The sequence below is a fragment of the Caballeronia sp. TF1N1 genome, assembly GCF_022878925.1.
Classification (GTDB): Bacteria; Pseudomonadota; Gammaproteobacteria; order Burkholderiales; family Burkholderiaceae; genus Caballeronia.
On record NZ_CP084626.1, the window covers coordinates 2216038 to 2238684 of the forward strand.

The following is a 22647-nucleotide window of genomic DNA, read 5'->3' on the forward strand; positions in this document are numbered from 1 at the left end:
TTCCCAACCATCTAGACCCACTCCGTCCAAATCAGAACGGCAGCTTCGCGTCCGGCTTCTCCGCCAGGATCACGCGGCGGAAATCTTCCTGAATGCGCTTCAACGCCTCTTCGGTGTCCGCCTCGAAACGCATCACCACGACCGGCGTCGTGTTCGACGAACGCGCGAGACCGAAACCATCCGGATATTCGACACGCAATCCGTCGATGGTCAGCACATCGTCCGCGCCTTCGAACTTCGCCGACTTCTGCAAGCGTCCGATCAGTTCGAAGTTTTCGCCTTCTTCCAGCTTGATCTGCAGTTCAGGCGTCGACAGCGAGTTCGGCAGGTCGTTGAGCAGCTTGCTCGGGTCGTCCACGCGCGAAAGGATTTCGAGGAGTCGCGCGCCCGTGTAAAGGCCATCGTCGAAGCCGTACCAGCGGTCCTTGAAGAACACGTGACCGCTCATTTCGCCCGCAAGCGGCGCGCCGGTTTCGCGCAGCTTCGCCTTCACGAGCGAGTGGCCCGTCTTCCACATGACCGGCTCGCCGCCCTGCTCGCGCACCCATTTTGCGAGATTGCGCGTGCACTTCACGTCATAAATGATCTGGCCGCCCTTGTTGCGCGACAGCACTTCCTGCGCAAACAACATCAGCTGGCGATCCGGATAGATCATCTGGCCGTCCTTCGTCACCACGCCGAGACGGTCGCCGTCGCCATCGAATGCGAAGCCGATCTCGGCATCCGTTTCCTTTAGCGCCTTCATGACGTCCTGCAGATTCTCGGCATGCGCCGGGTCCGGGTGATGGTTCGGGAAGTTGCCGTCGATGTCCGTAAAGAGTTCGACCAGCTCGCAACCGAGCGCCTTGAACAGACGTGGCGCAAGACCGCCCGCGACGCCGTTGCCTGCATCGATGACGATCTTCATGCCGCGCACCGGCTTCACATCGGACAGGATTCGGTCGAGATAGATCTGCTGGACGTCGAACTCGGTGTAGCTGCCTTCGCCCGTTTCGAAGTCGTCGTTGACGATCCGCTGATACAGGCTCTGAATCTGCTCGCCGTAGATGGCCGCGCCGCGCAGCACCATCTTGAAGCCGTTGTAGTCGGGCGGATTGTGGCTGCCCGTCACGACGATGCACGAATCCACGCGCCGCTCGCCCTCGGGCAAGGGCAGCGGCACGCTCGCGGCGAAGTAGCCGACGGGCGTCGGCACCATGCCGATATCGATGACATCGACGCCCGCCGCGCGCAGGCCGTCCGCGAGCGCGCCGACGAGTTCCGGGCCGGACAGACGGCCATCGCGCGCAACGACGACGGAATCGCCGCCCTGCTTGCGGATCTCGCTGCCGAACGCCTGGCCGATATTCTTCGCCACGTCCTTGTCGACCGTCTTGCCGACGATGCCGCGGATGTCGTAGGCCTTGAAAATGGATTGGGATACCTGGGTCATAAGATGGCTACCTCTTCTCGTTTGATTGATGGATTCTCGGCGATGCAGCCATGAGGGCGTGCAGGTCGAAACGTGATCGATGTAAAACGCGCCGGCATGCAAGCGCATGCCAGATGACGGTTCGAATTCTGCCTGCAAGTGTGCTTGCGCATCGCGACCGCGGCTTCGAGGATCGAGCTTCGGTTCGCACTTATAATCGCTGTCTTTCAGCGCTTTCCACGTTTTCATGCTGCGCGTCGCGGTAAAGCCTCGCGCGCTCATTCTAATCCAATGCCTAATCGCTCTTTCGCCTCGATGCCCGGGAATGAGGCGCCTTCGCGCGCCACCACACAAAACTATTTTCCGTTGCGGCGAACGTTTGTCACGAAGCTGGCGAAAATCGCTAAAGCGTCGGACCGTCAGGTTTTGCTAGCACACGGCATGCCCGACCACACCTCGGTACGCGCGGCATGAAGGCGTTGACGCGCTCGGGCAATCCGGACGTCGCGCGGGCGCTTGCCAACATCGTCTGGCTCGGGCTCGAAAGGCTGACGCAAATTGCGGTCGCCATCGTCATTTCGGGGCTGCTCGCGCGCTATCTCGGCCCGGACGCGTTCGGCAAATGGCAGTACGCGAATACGCTCTTGCTCGTCATCGCGCCGATCACGTGGGTCTGCGGCGCGGAAATCCTGGTGCCGACCATCGTGAAGGAACCGCCCGCGCGCACGGGCGTCGTGCTCGGCAGCGCCTTCGTGCTGCGCATCGCGGTCTCGGCGATTGCGCTCGTCGTGACCTGGACATGGATCGCGGCGGGCTTCACCGACCCGCTCGTGGGCGCCATGCTCGCCGGTCTTGCGCTCACCATGTTGTTTCGCGAGCCGTTCATCGGCGTGATCAACGCGTGGCTGCAGAGCATCACCTACAGCAAGCCGCAATTGATCGCGAGCATGTTCACGGCCATCGTCAAGGCGGCGCTCGTCTATGCCTTCGTGCGCATGGCGATGAGCGCGGCGAGTTTCGGCTGGCTCTGGGCGCTGGAAGCGGCGGCAATAGGCGGCGTGCTTCTCGTGTATTACATGCGGCGGCACGGCGGCAGGCTCGGCTGGCACTTCGACCGCGCGCTCTTCAGGCACTTCGCGAGCGCGGGTACGGTGTTCTGGATCGGCCTCATCTGCATGTATCTGTTCCTGAAACTCGACCGGCTGATGCTCGCGCATCGCGTATCGTTCGCGGAACTCGGGCTTTATTCCGCCGCGCAGCAATTGAACGAAAACTGGATCGCGCTTGCGCTGATGCTGGCGCAGACCATCGCGCCGGCGTTCGTTTATCGCGTGACGGACACCGCGCAACTGAAGCGCAATCTGTGGCGCCTCTTCGCGCTGACCGCCGTTTTGATGGTCGCCGGTGCCGCCGTGCTCGACGCCCTCGCGGGCTTCATCATCACGCGAGTCTTCGGGCCGAACTATGCGGGCGCCACGGAAATTTTCCGCTGGGCGGTGTGGCTTTCGGTGCCGGCGGGCATCGAGGCGATCGGCAATCTCGTGGTCCTGAAATATCAGGCGAAGTACGTGCTGCTCGCGAAATGGCTGCTCGCGCTCGGTGTCGCGTTCGCGGTGAATGCGTTCGCCATTCCGCGCTTCGAAGGCTACGGCGCGTTGATCGGACTGGCTGCGGGTTATCTGGCGGCGGCGTCGGTGAATTTCTATTACATACGCTTGCGCCTGTCAGCATGAACGCTCTCTCCAATGTCGCCGTCCTCATTCCCGCGTACAACGGTCAGGCCGACCTGGAACGCACGCTCGCCTCGTTCGATGAAACGTCGCCCGTGCAAGTGCTGATCGTCGATGACGGCAGCACGCCGCCCATCGTCGCGCCGGTCATCGACGGCATGCGGATCGCGATTCTGCGACTGCCGGAAAACGGCGGGATCGAGCGCGCGTTGCAGGCCGGCATCGAAGCGCTTGCCGCGCGCGGTTTGCGCTACGCGGCGCGTATCGACAGCGGCGATCTCGCGACGCCCGGGCGGCTCGCGATGCAGCGTGCGTATCTCGAGGCGCATCCGCGTGTAGCCGCTCTCGGCATGTGGACGCACGTGGTAGCCATCGGCGGCGCGCCGCTCTTCGATCTCACGCCGCCGACCGAACCGGACACGATCCGCCGCATGATGCTCGCGCGCTCGTGCTTCGCGCATCCCTCGCTGATGCTGCGTGTCGAGGCGGTGCGCGAGGTCGGCAACTATCGCGCGGACTATCGCGCGGCGGAAGATCTGGATCTGCTGCTGCGTCTGCTTGCACGCTACGACGGCGCGAATCTGCCGGCGTTCGGTCTTTACTACGAGTTGAACGAGAACGGCATCAGCGCCACGAAACGCCGCACGCAGACGCTGTCAACGCTGCGCCTGCAATGGCGTTACTTGCGGGCGGGCAACGTGTTCGACTGGGCGGGCATCGGCAAGAGCATTGCGCATCTGCTGCTGCCGTATCGCGCGCTCAAGGCGTTGAAGGCGAAACTGCTGCGGCCTTCCACGCCCACGAGATAGTTGCACCCTGAACTTATTGTCGAATTGCTTTCGATTGATTTTGCGCCACGGTTGGCCGTGCACAAGCGCAAGCGCGCGGCGTGTTCCGCCTTGCACGGCGAACCGTAAAAAAACGACTTCCGGATGACGAAACCACCGCAGCGCCTTCGCATCGCCCTCGTGTGCAACACGGCATGGGCCATTTATACCTACCGGCGCGGCGTGCTGCGCATGCTGACGGACAACGGAGCCGAAGTGACGATCATCGCGCCGCGCGACCGCACGTTCGAGCCGCTGGAGGCAATGGGCTGCCGCTGCGTCGAATTGCCGGTGGCGTCCAAAGGCACGGACCCGCGTCAGGACCTGAAGACGCTCGTCGCGCTGTATCGCGAATATCGCGCGACGCGTCCGCATCTCGTTTTCCACTACACGATCAAGCCGAATATCTACGGCTCGCTTGCGGCCATGCTGGCGCGCGTGCCGTCGATTGCGGTGACGACGGGACTCGGCTACGTGTTCATCCAGAAAAGCCGCACGGCGCAGATCGCCAAGCGGCTTTATCGCTTTGCGTTCCGTTTTCCGCGCGAAATCTGGTTTCTGAATCAGGACGATCTCGCCGCCTTCAACGATGAAAAACTGCTTGTGCACCCGGATCGCGCGCGCCGTCTGCATGGCGAAGGCGTCGATCTCGACGAGTTCGCCTTCGAGCCGTTGCCCGAACGCGAAGACTTCGTGTTCATCCTGATCGGGCGGCTCTTGTGGGACAAGGGCGTGGCCGAATACGTGGAAGCGGCGCGACGGCTCAAGCGCCGCTATCCGCATGCGCGTTTCCAGTTGCTGGGGCCCGTTGGCGTCGATAATCCCAGCGCGATCGGCCGCACGGACGTAGAAGCGTGGGAGCGTGAGAATATCGTCGAATATCTGGGCGAAGCGAACGACGTTCGGCCGCTCGTCGCGGCGGCGGATTGCGTCGTGCTGCCTTCGTATCGCGAAGGCGTGCCGCGCACCTTGATGGAAGCCTCCGCGATGGGCCGTCCGATCGTCGCGACCGACGTGCCCGGCTGCCGCGAAGTGGTCGCGCACGGCGAAAACGGCCTGCTTTGCGAAGTCAAGAGCGCGGATAGCCTCACCGCGCAACTCGAAAGCATGCTGACGCTGCCACGTAGCGAGCGCGAAGCAATGGCGCAACGCGGCCGCGAGAAAGTCACCCGCGAATTCGACGAAAAAAATGTCGTCGAACGATACAAGGGCACAATACACGCCATAACCGGCATTTCACTCTGAATTTCGATTTCTGGGGAGCACACGATGAATGGCAACGGGGCGCATGAGAACGCGGCGCAGGACACGGCACAAACCACCTCGCGAGGCACGATTCTGGTGACAGGCGGCGCGGGCTTCATCGGCTCGCATACCTGCGTCGAACTGCTCGGCGCGGGCTACGGCGTGGTGGTCATCGACAATCTCGTCAACAGCCGCGCGGAGTCGCTCAAGCGCGTGGAGCGCATTGCGGGCAAGCCGGTGGCGTTTTATCAGGAAGACGCGCGCGATGAAGCCGCGCTTCGCCGAATTTTCGATGCGCACGAGATCACCGGCGCGATCCACTTCGCCGCGTTGAAGGCGGTGGGCGAATCGGTTGCGAAGCCGATCGAGTACTACAGCAACAACATCGGCAGCCTGCTTGCCGTGCTCAACGTGATGCGCGAGCGCAACGTGCGCAACTTCGTGTTCAGTTCGTCGGCAACGGTGTACGGCGTGCCGCAGAGCGTGCCGATCGACGAGAGTTTTCCGCTCTCCGCGACCAATCCGTACGGGCAATCGAAGCTCATCGCCGAGCAAATTTTGCGCGATCTCGAAGTGTCCGATCCGTCATGGCGTATCGCGACGCTGCGCTATTTCAACCCGGTCGGCGCGCATGAAAGCGGGCTCATCGGCGAAGATCCGGCGGGCGTGCCGAACAATCTGATGCCTTACGTGGCGCAAGTGGCGGTCGGCAAGCTGGAACGCCTGCGCGTGTTCGGCAGCGACTACGAGACGCCCGACGGCACCGGCGTGCGCGATTACATTCACGTGGTCGATCTGGCGCGCGGGCATATTGCCGCAATCGATGCGCTGAAGTCGCTCGACCGAAGTTTCGTCGTCAATCTCGGCACGGGACAAGGCTATAGCGTGCTGGATGTGGTCAAGGCATTCGAAACGGCGTCGGGCAAGCCCGTGCCTTACGAACTCGTGCCGCGCCGTCCGGGCGATGTCGCCGCTTGCTACGCCGACCCGGCCGCGGCGCTCGCGCTGATCGGCTGGCGCGCGGAACATGGCATCGAGCGCATGTGCGCGGATCACTGGCGCTGGCAGTCGCAAAATCCGCGAGGCTTTGCCTGAGGCGTCGCGGCGCCTTGCTTCACTCGTATCAACCGGTCCTATTTCATGCTTAGTTTCGCGCTTGCTTTTCTGGTGTCGCTGCTGGTGACGTTGTTGATCGTGCGGTTCGCGCACCTGCATGAAGGCGTGCTCGGCGACACCGATCTTGCCGGCGTGCAGAAGTTTCATGCGCGACCGGTGCCACGCATCGGCGGCGTCGGCATTTTGTGCGGACTGACGGTATCGGCCGTGCAATTGCGATGGAGTTACCCGCTCGTTTCGGGCGGGATACTCGGCATCATCGCGTGCGGCATGCCGGCGTTTCTCTCCGGCCTGATCGAAGACATGACCAAGCGCGTGACGCCGCTCATCCGGCTTGTCTGCACCATGGCGGCGGCCGGGCTCGCGTATGCGGTTCTGAATATCGCGGTGACGCGCATCAGCGTGCCGCCGCTCGACTTTCTGCTTTCCTACGCGGTCATTTCCTGCGCGGTCACGGTGATCGCGGTCGCGGCGCTCGCCAACGCGGTGAATATCATCGACGGCTTCAACGGCCTCGCTTCGATGGTCACGTTCATGATGTTCGCCTCGCTCGCCTACGTGGCGTTTCAGGTGCACGATCCGGTCGTGCTGTCGGGCTCGCTCATCATGATGGGCGCGGTGATGGGCTTCTTCATCTGGAATTTTCCGGCGGGACTGATCTTTCTCGGCGATGGCGGCGCGTACTTCGTCGGTTTCATGCTCGGCGAACTGTCCATCCTGCTCGTGATGCGCAACCGCGATGTCTCCGCATGGTATCCCGTGCTGCTTTTCATGTACCCGATCTTCGAGACGTGTTTCTCGATCTACCGCAAGAAGTTCATTCGCGGCATGTCGCCGGGCATTCCGGATGGCGTGCATCTGCATATGCTGGTTTACAAGCGGCTGATGCGCTGGGCGGTCGGCGTGCAGAATGCGCGTGAACTCACGCGACGCAATTCGCTGACTTCGCCCTATCTCTGGCTGCTATGCCTGATTGCGGTGATTCCCGCGACGTTGTTCTGGCGGCACACGCTGCATTTGTTCTGTTTCGTGATGGTGTTTGCGGCGACTTACGTGTGGCTGTACATCAGCATCGTGCGATTCAAGGTTCCGCGATGGATGGTGTTTCGACGGCCGCACGTGGTGCGCAAATGAATCATGTTTTCTAAACCGCCCGTGTCTTATACGGGCGGTTTGGTTTCAGGCGGGGGATTTGGGGCTGCGACCCAGATACTCCTTTAGAGCATCGCCGATTTCGCTGATGACCGTTTGCCAGATGGTGATGCTGTTCTTGTTGTCGTCTTTGTCTCCGAGTTGCCGGAATACCAGGCGGACGATGGGCAGCATGGACACGGCGACCAATGAAGCCAGCACCACAAGCGGCGCCAGCAACAACTCGACATGCGATGAATAGTTTCGGGCTGAAGAACCGAAAATGCGCCAGCCGAACGTGATAATCCACGCGGCTAGCATGACGAGAAGAACTGCGATCAATCCGGCCATACCGATGAATGTGTAATGCCTGAACCTTCGATATTGCCGTCGGTCGGCAACCTGCTCTCTCAGTAAATACGGATGCACTATCGTTGTCACTGATAGCTCCTCAGCGTCGGTATCCAGATAGACCCGTTCGTCTCGCACTTTCGCCGACCCAGCTTCTGCGTTCATGAAACCCATCCCATTTGCCCCAACTTGATCGTCATTGCGCCTTGGCCGACATGAAACTGTTCGCTCAATTTTTTTATGCTCGTGATATTCCTTTTTTCGATAAGAATGTCGACCGCAAAACCCGGGATGAGCAGCTCCAGCGCGAAAGTATTGGCTTGTAACTCGACCAATCTTCGCGGCACTTCCACGAACTGCTTCGCCGTATCGACGAAGGAATTGCCATGTCTGAGAGCGAAGTGCCCAAGTTCATGCGCAATTGAAAATCGCTGCCGCCGTTTCCCCTCGCGCGAATTGATGTAGATATGCGGTTTGCCGTCCACTCTCTCGAAGCGCCCGAAAACCTCGCCCATATCAGGATCGAAGTTGACCGTTACGCCTGCCGCCCGCGCGATGGCCTCCGGATCGACCGGCAACCGACCATCCCAGTACTTCGAATACAGATACTCCGCCGTTCTTATCGGCATAATTCCTGCCCTCCATCAACAAAATAACCCTCGCGTCAATTACTTCGTCATCCTTCGCGATTCTGTCGTTCGGAGTCTATCATCCACGATACATCTATCCTGCGCACCTCATCCGAATGGCCAACGCGTAACGCGTGACTCGCCCGCAAGAACGAGTCACGCAAAGCCTGTTTAACTCTCGATGAAAGCCAGCAAGTCCGCGTTCACCTTATCCGCCTCGACCGTGCACATGCCGTGCGCGCCGCCCGGATACACCTTCAACGTCGCATTCTTCACGATCTTCGACGCCTTCTCCGCCGCCGCGCCGATGGGCACGATCTGGTCGTCGTCGCCATGCAGAAAGAGCGTGGGCACGTCGAACTTTTCGAGGTCGGCCGTGTAGTCCACTTCCGAGAACTGCTTGATGCACTCGTAATGCCCCTTGATGCCGCCGCGCATGCCCTGCAGCCAGAACAGGTCGCGCACGCCCTGCGAAATCTTCGCGCCTTCGCGGTTGTAGCCGTAGAACGGCATCGTCAGATCCTGATAGAACTGCGAGCGATCCGCAGCCACACCCTGGCGTATGCCGTCGAAAACGTCGATCGGCAAGCCGTCCGGATTTGCCTCGGTCTTGAGCATGAGCGGCGGCACCGCGCCGATCAGCACGGCCTTGGCCACGCGCTTCGTGCCATGCCGGCCGATGTAATGCGCGACCTCGCCGCCTCCCGTCGAGTGGCCGACGAGCGTGGCGCCCGTGATATCGAGCGTGTCGAGCAGCGCGGCGAGATCGTCGGCATAGGTGTCCATGTCGTTGCCTTCCGACGGTTGATCCGAACGACCGTGTCCGCGACGGTCGTGCGCGATCACGCGGTATCCCTTGCCCGCGAGGAAGAGCATTTGAGCGTCCCAGGCATCGGCGTCGAGCGGCCAGCCGTGCGAGAACACCACCGGCTTGCCGCTGCCCCAGTCCTTGTAATAGATGGAGGTGCCGTCTTTCGTCTTGATCGTGCTCATCGTATGGAACTCCTCGAAAATCCAACAATTGGGAGAAGCGCGGTTTCCGCGCTGCAGCCTGCGCCAATGGCGATGCCTATCACGCACGCGCGCGATGTCTGCAGTGAAGTGTGAAGCGATTGTGTGACCGGCGGACGTGATGCGAACGGCAAAGCGCCGCATCCGAAGCGCGTGCTTGCCGAAGCCTGGAAGGGATCGAGGCGATGGCGGTCCGGACAGCGACCGTGGCGCAAGCCCTCAATTGATACGCGAAAAATTATGAGTGCGCCAGTGTTGAATCGACGGGAGTGGATATGAACCGGCTTTCCGCGATCGCGCGCGCCCACAAGCCGCGCGTGATCGAAGACGCGGCGCAGGCGTTCGGTTCGAGCTGAAACGGCAAGCGGTCGCGTCTTCCGGATTCGGGAGGGAAGTACAGCGGCGCAATGGCCGCTTGCACGCAGCAGATGTGAAAAAACCTCGGCGGCGCCAGGTCGAACACCACGCCGGCGCAATGCTCGACGAACGCCCGCCGCGTCAAGCCATCAACATGAAACCTCAAGCCGGCGCGGCACCACGCGGCAGCGCCTGCGTGACCTGACGCGCCACCGCGAGATATCGCGCGGCGGTATCGGCGAGCGTGAGCCCACCAAGCGGACGATGCGAGCGAGGCTCGGTCAGCGCGCGCACGAGCGCGTCCGCATAAGCGTCGATATCGTCGGGATCGCAGAGATGCACGCCCGGAAAATCCGCCGCGAAGCTGAACGGCCGAATGGTGCTCGCCACCACCGGCACGCCGGACGCGAGCGCCTCCAGAAACGCGATGCTATGCCCTTCCGAACGCGACGGCATGGCGAACACGTTCGACGAGAACAGCAGTTCCGCGACATCCGAACGCGGACCTTGCAGACTCACGCGATCCGACAATCCGAGCTTGGCGATGAGATCGCCGACCGCCGCGTGATACGCCGGATCTTCGATCACGCCGCACAACAAGAGCCGCGCGGACGGCACTTTCTCGACGACGCGCTGAAACGCATGCACCGTGGAAAGCTGGTTCTTCACCGACGTATAGCGGCCGATCTGCACGATCTGCGCTTCCTTCGTCACGCTGCCGGCCGGGCGCTTGCCGAAGCGCGCCATGTCGACGCCATTCGGAATCAGCGTCATCGAAGGATGACGGCCCACCGCGTCCACATAATCGTCGATATTGGTCGGCGACACCGCGATCACCGCGCGCGCCCGCCGCGACAACAAACGCTCGACGCGCCTGAAGGCTTCGCTCTCGAAGTCGTTGGTGGCCGAGTGCATCACATAGACGATCGGCACGTTGAGCGGCAGCATGCGCGCGTAGAACGCGGGAATGGTCGCGTGCGCGAAGAGCACGTCGGCGCGCGCGTCCTTGATCGTGCGATACAGATTCCACAGCTTGCCGAAGCGCCCGTACATGCGCTCCGGGAACAGACACTCCACGCCATTCGCGACGAGCTCCGCCTTGAGCGCCGTGAAATCGTCGTGCGCCGGCACGAGTGAGGCCACCGCCACCGACTCGCCGCCCTTCTGCTGATGAATCGCCAGATCTTTCGCGAGCACTTCGGCGCCGGACAGACGCGGTGCAAGTACGAGGTGAACTATGCGCATTCAAGCCTCCCTGACGATACGAAACAGCATCCATGACGCCGCGGCGCCGAGACCGAGCGTCATGGCCCAGGCGATACCCGTCACGCCCCACAGGTGCGTCGCGATGGGCACGGTCACGCACAGCACGATGGCCTGCACGATCGACGCGTGCGTCGCCACCTTGGGCATGCCGACCGCGCGCAGCCACGACACCAGCACCGCGATGATCGCGCCGATCGCCATGTTGATCACGAAAATACGGAAGAGCGGCACGGCCGAAAGCCATGCCGGTCCGAGCACGAGATTGAAGAGCGGCTCGGCGGCCAAACGCAGCACGATCACGAGCACCGTGAGCCCGACGCCCGCGATCAGCAGATAACGCGTGAAGAGCTTGCGCGCGCCTTGCGTATCGCGCCGGTGATGCTCGGAGAATGTCGGAAACAGATACTGCGACATGGCGATGGCGGCATCGGCGAGGAGCATCTGCGCGAGCTTCGACGACATCTGATACGCGCCCAGTTGCATCGGCCCGAGCAGCTTGGCGACGACCACCTTGTCGAACTGATTGAGCAGCAGATTGACCACGCTGCCCGCCCAGATCCAGCGGCTGAAACCCACGTAATGCGAGATGCCCGCAACCGAGAAACGCAGCGGCGGACGCGGCGACATGCTGCTCCAGGTGAGCGTGGTCTTGAGTATCTCGCCGGCGACGAGGCCGATCAGCACCGAGTAGGCGCCCGCGCCCGAGAGCGCGCAGATGAGGCCGACGGCGCAATCCGTGAAACTCGCGGAACACTCGACGCCCGCGAGCTTCTGGAAGCCGCGCTGCCGCGTCACGATGAAATACGCGGGCGATGCCACGCCGCGCACGATCGGCAACACGGCTGCAAGCAGGATCAACCCGATCGAGCCGCTCATATGAAACTGGCTGCTCATGAACGGCGCGAGCACCGCGAGCAAGAGACCGATGAGCACGCCGCGCATCGCGAGCGTGGACCACACCGCGCCGAGTTCGTTGTGCGTGGGCGCATCGCGGCCTTGCACGACGGCTTGCGCGAGCCCGGTATCGGACAAGGATTCGGCGATAGCCACCGCGAGCAGCGCGATGCTGACCGCGCCGATTGCCTCGGGTCCGAGAATCCGGCCGATGGCGAGAAACTTGACGGCGACGAAGCCGCGCACGACCACTTGCTGCAGAAGCACCCAGAATGCGGCGTCCTGCTGGAAACGCCCGCGCGCCGGTATGAAAGGTAGCCGGACAGATCTCACTCGAATTCCCCGCGCTGCTGTTATTTCGTTGGCGTGGCGTTCGCGCTTGAGGCCTGGCGCGCTCGACCACCTTGCGCGTCGCGCAACGCTCCCATTCCGGACGACGGGTGCGCGCGTGACGCCGCTTCTTCTTCAGGCGACTGTGCCAAAAGTATCGTGGCAGCGGTTGCGGCGGACGACAACGCGTAGTCGAAATCGGCCCGAAATGGGTGTCAATGCGGGTTGACGAATTTCAAAGCGTGTCCCCGCACACAGGGCGTACGCGGAAAAACGCTGAAATTTGGCCGTTGCGTACGCAGTGGCGATGCTAACGTCGGTTTCGTCGGCGTTATGGCGTGGCGCGAGCCATCTCGCGCTCAATGTGCGTTCACATCTGCCGGATGCAACGGTGAAATCAATGGCGAAAGATCAAGTCCTCATCATCGAGCCCAATTTCAGCGGGCATCGCTGGCGTTATGCCGAATGGGCCGCGAACGCTTACATGGAAGCGGGGTATCGCTGCATCATCGTGACCGAGCCGGGCAACGCGGCGCATCCGCTCGTGAAGAAGATTCAGGAGCAAGGCGGCGATGCGCTCGAAGTCATGATGGTCGCGCCGCCCGTGCGTCATGGGCGCGGCCTGCACTCGGTCAGCTACGTGCGCGCGCATCAGGACTTCAAGCATTTCTTCGATACCGCGAGCCGTGGGCGTTCCATCGCGCTCGTCGTGGTCCCTTACGTCGATTACTTCCTGCTCGCTTTGCCGTTCCTGCGCTCGCCGTTCGGAAAAACGCCGTGGGTCGGCATCACGATGCGTTCGAATTTTCATCATCATCTCGTGGGTGTGCGCGCGCCGCGCCGGCCGCTCGTGAATGCGGTGAAGGGAAGACTCTTTGCGCGCGCCATTCGCGTGGGCGGCATGAAGACGCTGCTGACCATCGACCCGACCTTGCCGGACTGGTGGAAGCGCGACGTATCCGCCGTGCGCGACACGACCTCGATCGAATATCTCGCCGATCCGTTCCCCGACGCACGCGCCGCCGAGCCTTCAGCGGCTCGCCAGCGCCTCGGCTTGTCCGATGGCCTGCATGTGCTCGTCTACGGTGCGATCAACGAACGCAAGGGCCTTTTCGAACTGATCGAAGCGCTCGCGCAACGCCCGAGTGCGCAGTCGCCGACGCTCGTCATTGCCGGCGCTCAGGACGAAGACGTGCGCGCTCGGCTCGCAACGGCAATCGCAAAGTTGAAGGCGCCCGTGCCCGTGGTGTTCGACCGCTTCATTCCCGCCGAGATGGAGCTGGATCTCTTCTCGGCCTGCGATGCCGTCTGGCTCGGATACAAAGGGCACTACGGCATGAGCGGTGTGCTCGTGCAGGCGTTCCGCTTCGGCAAGCCGGTGATTGCCACGGCGGATGGCTTGATCGGATGGTTCTGCCGCACGGGGGAGCTTGGGCCTGTGGTCGACGAGCTTTCGCCCGCTGCGATCAATCAGGCGCTCGACGATGTGCTCGCACGACGCGTGGCGCCGTTCGCATCGGGGCATCTGCTGGAGCGCAATACGCTTCTGCAATTCAAGGAGACGTTGCGGCAGGCGGTTTGATGGCGTTTTGCGGTGCATCAACGAGAGAAGCCGCCTTTCCTCACGAAAGGCGGCTTCTTTTTTCTTGCTCCCGTAAGCCAATCAAGCCTGCGGCTCAACCGCCGAAACCGGCACCTCCGCCTTCCGCTTCGCCGGAAAGAGCGCGTCCCGAATCTTCAAGAACGGAAACTCGACAGCGCGCGTGGTCACGTATCCTACGACGATGGCAATAGCGAACTGCGCGCCCATGATCGCGAACCAAGCGGGAATGGCCGGCACATGCAGCGCCGCGGCCCGGCGAATGAGCATGTCGCCCGGAGCCAGCGCCAGCGAATGCCAAAGATAGATGCCGTACGAATACACCCCGATCCATCCGATCACGCGATAAATCACGCTCTGCCTGGTCGACTTCGAATATTCGAGCGTCAGCACGATGAGCGCGCAGAATCCGATCGCCTGGATCGTATAGCCGATGCTCTGATCGAGCGCCACGTTGCGCGTTCCGAAGACGAGCCACAACACGACGCCGACGACCATCGCGATCAGCAAGCGCTTTTGCGCCGCAATCGAACGATAGATATTCGGCTTGAGCCAACGAACGGTCGCGAGCATCACGCCGAACAGCAAGCTGTCGATGCGGTACTGCGTATAGAAGAAGGTCTCCTCGAGATGCCCGTTATAAACCGCGATACTTCGTGCAACCAACACCACCACGCAGATCGATCCCAGTACGGCAAGAATCGTCTTGAAATCCGCACGCCACCGCGCCAGCACGATCAGAAGCAACGGCAGGAACAGATAGAAATGCTCTTCGACGGCAAGACTCCAGGTCTGTGCAATCGACGAACCAAAGAAGTTCTGCATGTGCGTGAGATTCTGCACGAGGAAGGTATCGGTCGGATGCCGTCCCGCCACCACATGAAACAGAATCAGCGCGTAATAAGCAGGCCAGATCTTGAAGATCCGACGCACGATGAAGCGCCCCGCATCGATACGTTCCTCTTGCGCGTATTGCCTGAGCAGCAATCCGCCGACGAGATAGCCGCTCAGCGTGAAGAACAAATTCACGCCTTCGTGCCCGAAGCTCTTGAGCGGATACTCGATCGCCGCGATAAACGCGCTACCCGTGGGATACGAATGGAAGTGATATCCCATCACCGCGATGATCGCGAGACCCCGGATGAAGTCGAGCTCGATCGAGCGACTCGCTCCCTGAATGCGCGGCACGCCGAACAGGCTCATGTCTTCCCCCTTCTGCGAAGGTCTTTCTGTTGTAGTTGACGCCGCATTTGACTGTCCCGTCGACGGCGCGCGCACGCACGCTCGTGCACGAAGAACGAGCATCGCGGCTGTCCAATAATCGGTCCAGACTATCGTTGCGATCCGCCAGAATCGCGCAGTTAGCCGACATCGGCGAATCTCGTATGCGCGCTCGGCAACAATGTCTTTAAGCGCTCACGGCGAGCGTGGTGCGGCGCACATGGGCGTCCGTCGTTTCGCGCCTAACGCTAGTCGCAAAACGCCGCCGCGACGGCATGCTCGAAAACCCGCTGATATATTCGACCCACAAATACGGGGCTCCCGGAACCGTCGCATCCATCAACAGCATCACGAAACGAAACGCGACTCAGGCTTTCCGGGTATGCAGCGGCAGACGCCGCGAGGATATGAAGCTCGAAGAGCTTTGCGATCTAAAGAGAACGCCATGCGCAACAAGTTCGCCGTCGTCTGGATCTGGCTCTTCCTGCTGCCGCTCGCTTTCGACTTCAAGGCCGCCGAGACAGCCAGCAAGGCCATCCAGATTCTGCTCACCGTGCCTTCCATCGGCGCCGCCATCGCGCTTATGCTGATCGGACCGCGCTTTGCTTATCGCTCGCGGCTGCGCACGGTCATCACGTCGCTCTTCATGCTCACCATGGTCGGCAGTATCGCCACGCAGGTGTTGCAGGGCAACGACTCCGGCAACTACATGCGCGTGATTCTGCCGTTCCTCCTGATGCTGCTCGGCTATTTCGTCGCATGCCGTCCGTGGGACTCTCAGCGTCTCGAACAGATCGAACGCGCAATGTACTGGTCGATGATCGCCTCGCTCGTCTTCAGCTTCGCCTACGGCATGGCAACCGGCGGCGGCCTCGACAGCGTGCGCTTTCGCATCGTCTCCGTGACGTTCCTCTGCTTGCAAGGACTGTTGCTGCATGAGTTCGTCATTGCGCGGCGCGTCACCAAGTTCACCGCGCTGCTGTTTCTCGGCACCGTCGTGATCGAACTGCTCAGCGTGACGCGCAGTCTGCTCGTCGGCACCATCCTTCTGTTCATTTATGCGACCTGGCTTGCCGCGCCGTCCATCCGCCATCTCTTCACGGCCGGCTTGCGCGCGGTCATGATCGCGGCGCTTCTCGGCGCGATGGTGGCCGCGTCTGCCGCGTTCTTCCCGAGTGTTGCCGAGCACTGGGCGCAGCGCATGTCGTTCTCGAAAGACACGGAGTCCGGCCGCGATCCGACCACCATCACGCGTCTTGCCGAGATGAAGGATCAATACGATCAGACGATGGCCTCGCCGCTCTCCGTCGCGGTCGGTCTCGGTTACGGTCACGACTATCGCTATTCGCCGACGTATCTGCCGGACCTCGCCGGTCAGATGACCAAGAAGGATTTCTACGCGATCAAGGAATGGGCGGCCGGCCACAACTTCTGGGTCTATCAGTTCTTCGCGGGCGGCATCATGTTTGGTATTGCGTTGCCGATCGCGTTGCTGTGGGCGCTCTATCGCGGCTCCATGGCGTATCGCGCGTGGAAGCATCGCGCGCCGGATGTGATGTATCTGCCGGTGCTCGGACGCGCGTTGCTCGTGGTCGCCTCGCTGCCCGCGACGTCGGTGGGCGGCAATCCACTCGGCAACCGTTTCTCGGGCATCGTGTTCGGCGTCGCGCTCGGTCTGCTGGTCGCCGCCTATGCGCGCATCGCTCATGCATTGCGCACGCGTGCGGCTGAGACCGCGGCGCCGCGGCCATCGTTCAGAAGTCCCTTCGGTCCCGTGCATCCCGACATGCAGCCGTTTTTCGAGCCCACGCCCGATGCCTTGCCGACGCACGCATCGCACGCACCGGGCCTCACGCATGGTCATCATGACGACGGCCGGCGCGAGTCGCCGCCGGGCGCGAGCACCTTCGCGCCGTCCGCCTGACACGAGCCAGTTCATACGCCATGAAGATTCTGCATCTGCTTTCCACTGTCGATCCACGCGCGGGCGGTCCCATCGAAGGCGTGCTGCAAAGCGGCATCAGCATGCAGACGATGGGCCATGAGATCGAAGTGGTCTCACTCGACGCACCCGATGCACCGTGGCTCGCGAGTTTTCCCCTGCGTCTTCATGCGTTGGGGCCGGCGCGCGGCTTCTACGGACTCACGCCGAAGCTCGTGCCGTGGCTCAAGGAACACGCAACGCGCTTCGATGCCGTGATCGTCAACGGTCTCTGGCAGTATCACGGCTACGGCACGTGGAAGGCTCTGCGCGACAGCAGCGTGCCCTATTACGTGTTTCAGCACGGCATGCTCGATCCGTGGTTCAAGCGCACGTATCCGCTCAAGCATCTGAAGAAAAGCCTCTATTGGCCGTGGGCCGAATATCGCGTCCTGCGCGATGCGCGCCGCGTGCTGTTCACGACGCAGGAAGAGCGACTGCTTGCACGCGAGTCGTTCAAACTGTATCGCGCGAATGAGGAAGTGGTCGCGTTCGGCACGCGTCCGCCGCCCGCCGATTCCACCGCGTTGCGCGAAGCGTTCCTGGCGAAGTTTCCGCAACTCGCGGGCAAGCGCACCATTCTGTTTCTCGGCCGTATTCACGAGAAAAAAGGCTGCGACTTGCTGCTGAAGGCGTTCGCCAACGTGCGCGATATCGACACGAACGCGCATCTCGTGATGGCCGGTCCCGACGACGGCGAGTTCGCCGCCAATCTGCGTACGCTCGCCAAGGAACTTGGCATCGAGACTCGCATGACGTGGACCGGCATGCTAAGTGGTGACTTGAAGTGGGGCGCGTTTCGCACGAGCGATGTCTTCGCGCTGCCTTCGCATCAGGAGAACTTCGGCATTGCGGTTGCGGAGGCGCTGGGTTCGCGCTTGCCGGTGCTGATCTCCGACAAGGTCAACATCTGGCGCGAAGTGAAGGAAGACGGCGCGGGAATCGTGACGACCGATACCGTCGAGGGCGCCGCCGATGCGTTATCGACCTGGCTGCGCATGGATACCGCCAAGGTCGAAGCCATGCGCGAGCAAGCGTTCAAGACCTTCATGCAACGCTTTCATGTCGACGCCATGTCGAAGGATCTCGTCCGCGTGCTGCGCGAAACGGCGGGGCCGCGCGGCGGCAGGACCGATGCCTTGCGTTTGAAGCGGCAAGCCGGTTGATACGTGCTTATTTCGCGACCAGATTGGCCTTCAGGTAATCGACGAAGCCGTTCTGCGTGGCGATGATCTTTTCCGCGCAGCCGTTGTAGTCCGAGCCCACGGTGCGCTCTTCGCCGTACATGTCGCGGCATTGCGCATATAGCACGATGGTTGCGCCACTGCCCTTCGCCGTGCGCGTCGCCGAATAGACCGGCTTGCCTGAGCCTGAAGGCATGTCGGTGTCGATCGCGACATCGTCCGCGCGCAACAGACGTTCCTTCGAACTTTTTTCCACATACGTCTTCGTCAGCTTCCAGGCCGCGTCGCATTGCGCGGCGTCGTTGCATTCGACGGTCGCGTTGCGCTGCGCCTCTTCGAGCGATTGCTCGGTGCGCGTGAAGCGGCCAGCCTTCTGCGCCTCGGTTTCGGAGAACGAGCAGGCTACGAGCAAGAGCTGGGCAAGTGTCAGGGCGATAAGCAGTTTCACGAGCGATATACCTAAAAAAGCCGGGTGTGGACGGCGATTATAGCGATGCCCGCTCGCACGCATCAAAACGAAACGCCGCCGGTCCTCGACGACCGGCGGCGTTTTGCGCTTCAGGTGCTGCTGCCCTGCCTCACGCCTTGCTCAGATCGCCCGGCATATGCATGGCCGATGCGGCCATCGGCATTTCCTCGGTGACGATACCCTTGAGCGGCGTGCCGGACGAAGAGACGAGCGTCGCTGCCGGCGTGCTTTCATCGTTCTTCAGCATGCGGCCAAGATGGCTACCGAGACGCAGGGTCATCGCGGCGATCGTGATCGTCGGGAAGTTTGCGCCAACCGTCGGGAACACCGAGCTGCCCGCCACATACAGGTTGCTCATGCCGTGAATCTTCAAGTTGCGATCGACCACGCCTTCCTTCTCCGAGTCGTGCATGCGCGTCGTGCCCATGTGATGCCATGTGCCTTCGAGCTGCGCGGGCCACGGCTTGCCTTCGAGCGGCTCGTCGAGCTCCACGTCGGCCACGCCGCCGCGCTTCAGTTCCTCGGCAAGAAGCGTCACCGTGCGATCGAAGGTGCGCTTCACGAGCTCGGTCACTTGCCAGTCCACCGACACGCGATTCATTCCGAGCGCGTCTTTCTGCGCCGAGAGCGTCACGCGGCTGTCGCGATTCGGCTCCGCTTCCACGATCGTCTGAATCTTCACTTCGGTGATGAGCGATCGCGGTTGCAACAGACGCGCAAGACCGAAGCACGCGGTATCGACGGGATGCGCCATCATGGTCATGAGGTCGCCCGCCATGCTGTAGCCCGGCTGATCCTTCTTGAGCATGGCCTGTTTCGCGCGGATCAACGCCTCGGAACCCTCGGTGTTCTCACCACGAAACACCGAATAGAACCACGAGCGCGCGTTCAGGAGCTTCTCGCGTTCCAGCACGGACTGCGTGAGCGCGAATTGCGAAGAGATGAACGTACCGTGCGCCGAGACCGCCTTGTTCTGATAGTGATACTTGATGTCGTAGAGCTTGTTGCGCGCCCATTCCTTCTTGAAGTTCACCTTCGCCGACATGATGCGCGGATGGTCCATGAAGTAACGGCCCACCAGATCGTTGCCGTTGCCGAGGCCCGCCTTCTGCACCTTGTTCGACGACAACAACAGACGCGCGTTTTCGATACCGCCTGTCGCGAGCACGAAGACCTTCGCGCGAATCGCAAAGCGCCGGCCGCTGATGGTGCCGATATCGATCTTCGTGACGGTGCGTGCGTCGGTGTCGGTGTCGATGTTCATCGCGTTCGCGTACAGCATCACGCGCACGTTCTTCGCATCGAGCAGATGCTTGCGATACACCTTGCCGAAGCGCACCGGCGGGCTGAACTGCGAGATCGTGTCGCGCACCTTGCCCGTCGGGAATGGATGACGCTTGACATCCGAACGATGAATCGCCGCTTCCCAGTAGGCCGGATCGAAATTATTCTCGCCGAGCTGCAGCAGTTGATGCGTGCGCGCATAGTAAGGGCGCAACTCGTCCAGGCTGAAAGGCCAGCCGCTGTCTTTCACCCAGTCGCGCTTTTCGAAATCCCACGGATCGAGCGGACGGCACCAGCCGCCCCAGCAATTGCTGCTGCCGCCGAGAAAGCGGCTGCGGCAACCGTCGGCGAACTCGTACGGCACGCCGACGTTCTCGCCGCGATACAGATCGCGCGTTTCGTCGTCCGCTTTGTACCCGCCGCTTTCCAGGAGGCACGCGTCGATGCCCTGCCTTTCGAGTTCGAGCGCCAGCGTGATGCCGGCCACCCCCGCCCCGACGATGCAGACCGTGGTATCGATTACCGCGCCTTGCTCTACGCTTCGGCTGTCAATGAACATGCCCCGTGCTCCTTCTTACTCGTGCTTAAGCGGTGTGCCATGTTGCCGGCAATGCACCGCGCCCCTGACCCGTTGTCCAAACGCCGCATCCGGTTGCGAGGCGTCGCTCGTCTTGGCGACGCATCTTCTTGCCGGATTCGAACGATCCCGACGGCGCCCTGTACGCCATATACGCGCTATTCGCGCTTGTTCGCGTGTGCTGCCGCAGGGCTCCGCATGAGCTTGCAAGTCTCCTTCGCTGTCGGTTCACGAAAGCCCGCCGTGATACGCGGCATCGATTGCCCGCATCACGCCGCGCGCGCTTTGTCTCCGTGCCTCAGATGTCTTGTGCTTTCAAAAACGACCGGGCCGCGTCGATCACGAAGCGCGCGACCGCGATAAAACTCATGCAGGGAAGCGTTTTTTGATGAAGCGCACTGGGTTGCCGCCATACACGCCTTCCGCATCGAGCGAACGATGTACGACGGAAAGCGGTGTGACGACTGCCGAGCGCCCGATGGTCACGCCCATCTGCACCACGCATTTCGAAGTGATCCAGACGCCGTCTTCGATCACGATCGGTGCGACCTGCAAGTCCATGTTGCCGCCCACGTCGTGCGAGCCGGTAGTGAGAAACGCGCCCTGCGAGATGCAGACGTTGGAGCCGATGCGAATCGTGGTCTGGTTGTAGATCCAGGCATCGACGCCGAACCAGCAGTTGTCGCCGACCTCGAGATTCCACGGCGCCTTCACGCGAATGGGATGCGGCATGCGGCAGTTGCTGCCGATACGCGCGCCGAATGCGCGCAGAAGCGCCACGCGCACAAACGAGACCGGAATGAGCTTGTTATTGATGAAGCATGCTTCGATGAAGAACCACACGAGCTCGGTCAGTAAGCCGCGCTTCGCAACGAAGTTGCCGGGACCCGCGAGCGACAGGTCGATGACCTTGCCCGACGCCGCCGCGCGCCGTGTGGCAGTCTCGCCAGCGTTGCCATTTCTGGCCGCGCCGATGCCACGCTCTTCGATCGCTCTGTCCATTAGGAACCCCCGCCCCAGTCACTCCGCTTCACTACTCGCCCAGCTGCCCGCATACTGCCGATTCATTGCTGTGCAGCGCTTGTCGCACGGTGCCTGTCATCGAGCGCGCTTTTGTTTTCTGGCGACTCGTGTTTGGCCTTGTCCTTAGGTACGCTTCAAGGCGTACTCGTCTTACCTTTTCTGGTACGCATGATCGCTCGAGATGCCTTGCATGCCGCCCGCCCGTTGCCAGGGAAAGCATGCCTATGCAGCGCGGCTCAGGCGCATACGGTAGGTTGATTATCGGCGAAGGGTGCACGAGCCCGCGTGCGCTAATACACGAATGGCCGCATCTGCAGGGCTTTTGGCGGTAGTGATCGGTTCCGCGCCATATCCTGTTTTCATGTCCGATTTATTCGTTGCATGCGTTGTATCCGGGTTCACCGAATCGATGCAGGAAGCGCACCGAATGAGGTCTTGCGACCAGACAATCACCTGCCGACTTGCGGAAACTTCGCACTACCGTTTTGGAGATTTCGATGAAAAACGCGCTACGTGTAGTGCTTTTACCGCTCATCGCCGCGACCGCGTTCGCCGCGGCGCCCTTTGCGCATGCAGGCAATTTCGCCGATGCCGCCATGAGCAACGGTCAGGCCGCGGGCGGCGCGGGTGAGATGGACTTGCTCGGAAGTCCATCGACGTATTCGGACCCGTATGGCGCGCCGACCAACGGCAAAGGTGGTAAGCGCGGACCCATCACGAACGGGCAGACCACCGAGGGCATCTCGCCCACCGACAAGTTGCTGGCCCAGCAGAACGGCTATGTCGGCAATCCCGGTGCCGGTGCGCAGTTGCGGGCAACGGGTCGAAGAAACGATGCAGCCACCGCCAAGGCCATGTTGATGCCGCAGGGCGCGGCGGCCACGCTCTATCCCACGCCGGCGGGACTCAAGCCTCCGGCCAATGCCGCGCGCGCCAGAGACATCTACAAGTCGCCCTACTAAAAACACAAGGGTTCGTCTTCGATGAAAGACGAACCCTTGCAAGTCACG

At 61.8% G+C, this 22647-nt stretch carries 19 protein-coding genes and 1 pseudogene; 10 read left to right on the forward strand and 10 right to left on the reverse strand.

Annotation, left to right across the window (positions count from 1 at the left end):
* Positions 1-31 precede the first annotated feature (31 nt).
* Positions 32-1432, reverse strand: coding sequence for a phosphomannomutase/phosphoglucomutase (locus LDZ28_RS10305; protein WP_244826013.1), 1401 nt, complete (start codon positions 1430-1432; stop codon positions 32-34).
* Positions 1433-1881: 449 nt separating this feature from the next.
* Here LDZ28_RS10305 and LDZ28_RS10310 point away from each other — a divergent pair, with 449 nt between their 5' ends.
* The 5 genes from LDZ28_RS10310 (at position 1882) to LDZ28_RS10330 (ending at position 7463) form a co-directional block, all read left to right on the forward strand.
* Complete coding sequence (locus LDZ28_RS10310) at positions 1882-3144, forward strand: oligosaccharide flippase family protein (protein WP_244826014.1); 1263 nt, start codon at positions 1882-1884, stop codon at positions 3142-3144.
* Positions 3141-3950 carry a glycosyltransferase gene (locus LDZ28_RS10315; protein WP_244826015.1) on the forward strand — a complete coding sequence of 270 codons (810 nt, stop codon included), beginning with the start codon at positions 3141-3143 and terminating at the stop codon, positions 3948-3950. Before LDZ28_RS10310 ends, LDZ28_RS10315 begins: the two co-directional genes overlap by 4 nt.
* Before the next feature lie 123 nt (positions 3951-4073).
* Positions 4074-5213 (forward strand): glycosyltransferase family 4 protein, encoded by a 1140-nt coding sequence (locus tag LDZ28_RS10320; protein ID WP_244826016.1) that lies wholly within the window; start codon positions 4074-4076, stop codon positions 5211-5213.
* 24 nt (positions 5214-5237) lie between these two features.
* Positions 5238-6308, forward strand: coding sequence for a UDP-glucose 4-epimerase GalE (gene galE / locus LDZ28_RS10325; RefSeq protein WP_244826017.1), 1071 nt, complete (start codon positions 5238-5240; stop codon positions 6306-6308).
* Between the two features lie 45 nt (positions 6309-6353).
* Entirely contained in the window at positions 6354-7463 is a 1110-nt protein-coding gene (locus LDZ28_RS10330; RefSeq protein ID WP_244826018.1) for a glycosyltransferase, read from the forward strand.
* A 45-nt stretch (positions 7464-7508) separates the two neighbouring features.
* Here the strand turns inward: LDZ28_RS10330 and LDZ28_RS10335 are convergent, their stop codons facing one another.
* The 3 genes from LDZ28_RS10335 to LDZ28_RS10345 all read right to left on the reverse strand — a co-directional run bounded on the left by LDZ28_RS10335 (position 7509) and on the right by LDZ28_RS10345 (position 9433).
* Positions 7509-7976: a hypothetical protein gene (locus tag LDZ28_RS10335; protein WP_244826019.1), complete on the reverse strand. Its 468-nt coding sequence runs from the start codon at positions 7974-7976 to the stop codon at positions 7509-7511.
* Entirely contained in the window at positions 7973-8440 is a 468-nt protein-coding gene (locus LDZ28_RS10340; RefSeq protein WP_244826021.1) for an ImmA/IrrE family metallo-endopeptidase, read from the reverse strand. Before LDZ28_RS10340 ends, LDZ28_RS10335 begins: the two co-directional genes overlap by 4 nt.
* Positions 8441-8611: 171 nt before the next feature.
* The gene (locus LDZ28_RS10345) at positions 8612-9433 is read right to left on the reverse strand and encodes an alpha/beta fold hydrolase (RefSeq protein ID WP_244826023.1); all 822 of its coding nucleotides are present in this window, start codon (positions 9431-9433) and stop codon (positions 8612-8614) included.
* A 287-nt stretch (positions 9434-9720) separates the two neighbouring features.
* Between LDZ28_RS10345 and LDZ28_RS10350 the strand changes: the two are divergent.
* Positions 9721-9804 (forward strand): annotated as a pseudogene (locus LDZ28_RS10350) (DegT/DnrJ/EryC1/StrS family aminotransferase); the annotation flags it as partial.
* A 166-nt stretch (positions 9805-9970) separates the two neighbouring features.
* Here the strand turns inward: LDZ28_RS10350 and LDZ28_RS10355 are convergent.
* Together LDZ28_RS10355 and LDZ28_RS10360 are read right to left on the reverse strand one after the other, a co-directional pair.
* The gene (locus tag LDZ28_RS10355) at positions 9971-11053 is read right to left on the reverse strand and encodes a glycosyltransferase family 4 protein (protein WP_244826025.1); all 1083 of its coding nucleotides are present in this window, start codon (positions 11051-11053) and stop codon (positions 9971-9973) included.
* On the reverse strand, positions 11054-12301 hold the full coding sequence (locus LDZ28_RS10360) for an oligosaccharide flippase family protein (RefSeq protein ID WP_244826027.1): 1248 nt from the start codon (positions 12299-12301) through the stop codon (positions 11054-11056).
* A gap of 397 nt (positions 12302-12698) precedes the next feature.
* Here LDZ28_RS10360 and LDZ28_RS10365 point away from each other — a divergent pair, with 397 nt between their 5' ends.
* On the forward strand, positions 12699-13880 hold the full coding sequence (locus LDZ28_RS10365; protein ID WP_244826029.1) for a glycosyltransferase: 1182 nt from the start codon (positions 12699-12701) through the stop codon (positions 13878-13880).
* 81 nt (positions 13881-13961) lie between these two features.
* On the opposite strand, the gene LDZ28_RS10370 is transcribed toward LDZ28_RS10365, so the two are convergent.
* On the reverse strand, positions 13962-15101 hold the full coding sequence (locus LDZ28_RS10370) for an acyltransferase (RefSeq protein ID WP_244826030.1): 1140 nt from the start codon (positions 15099-15101) through the stop codon (positions 13962-13964).
* A 463-nt stretch (positions 15102-15564) separates the two neighbouring features.
* Between LDZ28_RS10370 and LDZ28_RS10375 the strand changes: the two genes are divergently transcribed.
* Together LDZ28_RS10375 and LDZ28_RS10380 are read left to right on the forward strand one after the other, a co-directional pair.
* Positions 15565-17043 (forward strand): hypothetical protein, encoded by a 1479-nt coding sequence (locus LDZ28_RS10375; protein ID WP_244826031.1) that lies wholly within the window; start codon positions 15565-15567, stop codon positions 17041-17043.
* 20 nt (positions 17044-17063) lie between these two features.
* Positions 17064-18266, forward strand: a complete 1203-nt coding sequence (locus LDZ28_RS10380) for a glycosyltransferase (RefSeq protein WP_244826033.1) — start codon at positions 17064-17066, stop codon at positions 18264-18266.
* A 7-nt stretch (positions 18267-18273) separates the two neighbouring features.
* On the opposite strand, the gene LDZ28_RS10385 is transcribed toward LDZ28_RS10380, so the two are convergent.
* The 3 genes from LDZ28_RS10385 to LDZ28_RS10395 all read right to left on the reverse strand — a co-directional run bounded on the left by LDZ28_RS10385 (position 18274) and on the right by LDZ28_RS10395 (position 21616).
* Complete coding sequence (locus tag LDZ28_RS10385; RefSeq protein ID WP_244826034.1) at positions 18274-18732, reverse strand: hypothetical protein; 459 nt, start codon at positions 18730-18732, stop codon at positions 18274-18276.
* A 130-nt stretch (positions 18733-18862) separates the two neighbouring features.
* Positions 18863-20596 (reverse strand): FAD-dependent oxidoreductase, encoded by a 1734-nt coding sequence (locus tag LDZ28_RS10390; RefSeq protein ID WP_244826035.1) that lies wholly within the window; start codon positions 20594-20596, stop codon positions 18863-18865.
* Between the two features lie 384 nt (positions 20597-20980).
* Positions 20981-21616, reverse strand: a complete 636-nt coding sequence (locus LDZ28_RS10395) for a DapH/DapD/GlmU-related protein (RefSeq protein WP_244826036.1) — start codon at positions 21614-21616, stop codon at positions 20981-20983.
* A 518-nt stretch (positions 21617-22134) separates the two neighbouring features.
* Between LDZ28_RS10395 and LDZ28_RS10400 the strand changes: the two genes are divergently transcribed.
* Positions 22135-22599 (forward strand): hypothetical protein, encoded by a 465-nt coding sequence (locus LDZ28_RS10400; RefSeq protein WP_244826037.1) that lies wholly within the window; start codon positions 22135-22137, stop codon positions 22597-22599.
* Positions 22600-22647 lie beyond the last annotated feature (48 nt).